General features: G+C 57.5%; 3 protein-coding genes. 1 reads left to right on the top strand and 2 read right to left on the bottom strand.

Features of this window, described 5'->3' with window-relative positions; genetic code table 11:
- Positions 1-92: 92 nt before the first annotated feature.
- On the top strand, positions 93-671 hold the full coding sequence (locus SMC5_RS03770) for a cysteine hydrolase family protein (RefSeq protein WP_119087222.1): 579 nt from the start codon (positions 93-95) through the stop codon (positions 669-671).
- Positions 672-760: 89 nt separating this feature from the next.
- On the opposite strand, the gene codA is transcribed toward SMC5_RS03770, so the two are convergent.
- Both codA and SMC5_RS03760 read right to left on the bottom strand, forming a co-directional pair.
- The gene (codA, locus tag SMC5_RS03765) at positions 761-2,038 is read right to left on the bottom strand and encodes a cytosine deaminase (protein ID WP_165848955.1); all 1,278 of its coding nucleotides are present in this window, start codon (positions 2,036-2,038) and stop codon (positions 761-763) included.
- The coding region (locus SMC5_RS03760; RefSeq protein WP_119119656.1) for a glycerophosphodiester phosphodiesterase family protein at positions 2,035-2,688 on the bottom strand (654 nt) is incomplete at its 5' end. The genes codA and SMC5_RS03760, both read right to left, overlap by 4 nt.

Raw genomic sequence — 2,688 nt, 5'->3', positions numbered from 1 at the left:
GAAAAACTGCAAGGACGCATAATATTCACGTGGAGTGGCGAGCCAAAACGCATATACTGGGCGCATAGTTGTGGCCTGCCGAGGAGGAACCAGTGAATATTACTGATGTGGCAATACTTGTTATCGATATGCAGCAGGACTTTCTGTCTCCGGCATCACCGCTGTTTGTTGCAGGTGGGCCCGCTATGGTACCGAATCTCCAGAGAGCACTGAAAGCTGCTCGGTCCGCCAATGCGTCGATCATCCATGCAACGCGCCGGCATCGGGCCACAGGCATAGACGTTGACCAGAGCCGGCGAACACTCTTCGCAGAGGTGGGAGGGTTTCTGGTTGCCGGAACTCCCGGAGCAGAGGAATTGCCTCAGCTTGCGCCCGCCTCCGGGGATTTCACTATCGTCAAGACCCGATGGTCGGCATTCTTCGCGACCGACCTTGACGCGCTCTTGCGCCGGCTCGGCACCCATAGATTGATCCTGACTGGCGTGCAGACTCCCAACTGCATCCGTGCGACAGCAAACGACGCTCTCTCGCTGGACTATGCAACGACCGTACTCTCAGATGCCACTGCGTCCCAGACGGACGAGATCCAGCTGTCCAACCTCAGAGACATGGCTGCCATGGGAGTGGAGATCATGACTGTCTCGCAGTTCGAGCTATCACTGGACCTCTAGCGCCCTCGCTGCCTCGGAATGCTGACAGCCGGCTCACCCAAGAGCCGGCTGTCTGGTTACACAACCTGGAATCCTGTCTATTGTTCTCGCTACCGCAGGTAGTCGATCGGATGCGAAGTTCCCTGCAGCAGAACGGTGGTTTCGGCTGGCGTCGTTCGTGCGACGACCTTTCCCTTGCTCAGCACAAATCGGGCAACAGATTGCCGTCGCAAAGCGTCCAGTTCGTCGAGAGCATCCAGAATGACCAGGTCAGCCGGTTTCCCCACTTCAATCCCGTAAGAGTCCTGAATGTGCAGCGTACGAGCTCCGGCATCCGTTACCATATGAAACACGGAGCGCATTTCTTCCCTTCCCGTCATCTGGGCGACATGCACTGCCATATGCGCCACGTCCAGCATGCTCCCGGTCCCCATTGGATACCAGGGGTCAAGAATGTCGTCATGACCAAGACTGACATTGATGCCCATGGCCGCCATCTCCTTGACCCGCGTCAGACCGCGTCGCTTGGGATATGTGTCGAAACGTCCCTGCAAGTGGATGTTCACCAGGGGATTCGCGACGAAGTTGATGCCACTCTTTGCGCAGAATCTCAGGAGTTTTGATGCATATGCCCCATTGTAGCTGTACATGGCCGTTGTGTGGCTTGCGGTAACCCGGTCGCGCATCCCCGTACGCAGAGCCAGAGCCGACATGACCTCGACAAAGCGAGATTGTTCATCGTCGATCTCGTCGCAGTGCACGTCGATCAGCTTCCCATACTTCTCAGCCAGCGCAAAGATGATCTTCAGAGACTCGACACCGTCCTCACGTGTCAATTCATAGTGAGGAATACCTCCGACAGCATCCGCACCAAGGCGCAAGGCCTCTTCGAGCAGGGCTGCTCCGCCCTCGAATCCCAGAATGCCGTCCTGCGGAAATGCCACCAGCTGAATGTCCACAAATGGCGCCATGACGCGCCTGACCTCGATCAGCGCCCTCAGGGCAGTCAACTTGGGATCACAGATGTCCACATGTGACCGGATGTGCAGGATGCCATGCGAAACCTGCCACTCGATAGCCTTCGTGGCACGACGCACGACGTCCTCCTCGGTCAGCAGTGCCTTCCTCTCGGACCAGCGCTCGATCCCCTCGAACAGCGTGCCGCTCTCGTTCCAATGAGGCTCGCCAGCTGTGAGTGTCGTATCGAGGTGAACGTGCGACTCAACGAACGGCGGCGTCACAAAACATCCAGCCGCATCGATGGTTTCAGATGCGTCCGCAGACAGCCCGGGCTGAACGCTCTCAAACAGACCGTCCCGGACACCGATGTCCATCAGGGACTCATTCGCGCGGAGCCTCGCGTTGCGAACAATCAGATCAAGCATCATTCCCTCTCTCCGGCAACAGCCTCCGCCGCCATGCGTGGGTCATTGCTGATGACGGTCTCGACCTGTGAGGCTGCAAAATGGCGCACGAGCACGCTCAGGTCGACGGTCCATGGCGCAATTGCCAGACCAGCCTCATGTACTTCACGAATAAGCCCGTCGAATGTGTTGAGAACGTAAGGATGGATTGCGTTGGCGCCCTGCTCACGAGCAGCTGCGACCACGTCTGGAGCCTTGATCAGCCACGGTGCGTACAGCAGTCCAGTCCGTGCTTTGGCGTCCAGTTTCCGGATGACTCCCATGCTCTGGATATTGAATGAAGAGTAGATGACATTCAACGAATACCTGCTTGCCAGTTCCAGCAAGCGTTCCTCCATCCCCTCGTACGCGATCTCCGAATTTTTGAGCTCGACGTTGAGCGTTGCCCGCGTCCTGTCAAAGACCTCGAAGACCTCCCGCATTGTAGGAATCGGCTCATGGTGCAGCGGTCCGGGAAACCGAACACCAGCGTCGAACTTACGGATCTCCTGCAGGGTCAAATCCTTCACCCAGCCATGACCGTCCGTGGTCCTGTCGACCTTCTCGTCATGGATGACAACCAGTTCTCCGTCCTTCGTCATCTGAACATCGCATTCGGCACCATCGACGCCGTG

Source organism: Candidatus Cryosericum odellii (genome assembly GCF_003570935.1).
Classification (GTDB): domain Bacteria; phylum Caldisericota; class Caldisericia; order Cryosericales; family Cryosericaceae; genus Cryosericum; species Cryosericum odellii.
This window is presented reverse-complemented; position numbering and strand designations above follow the sequence as displayed.

Excerpts from the sequence above, each read along its gene's own strand:
- codA (WP_165848955.1), bottom strand. The coding sequence starts at position 2,038 with ATGATGCTTGATCTGATTGTTCGCAACGCGAGGCTCCGCGCGAATGAG.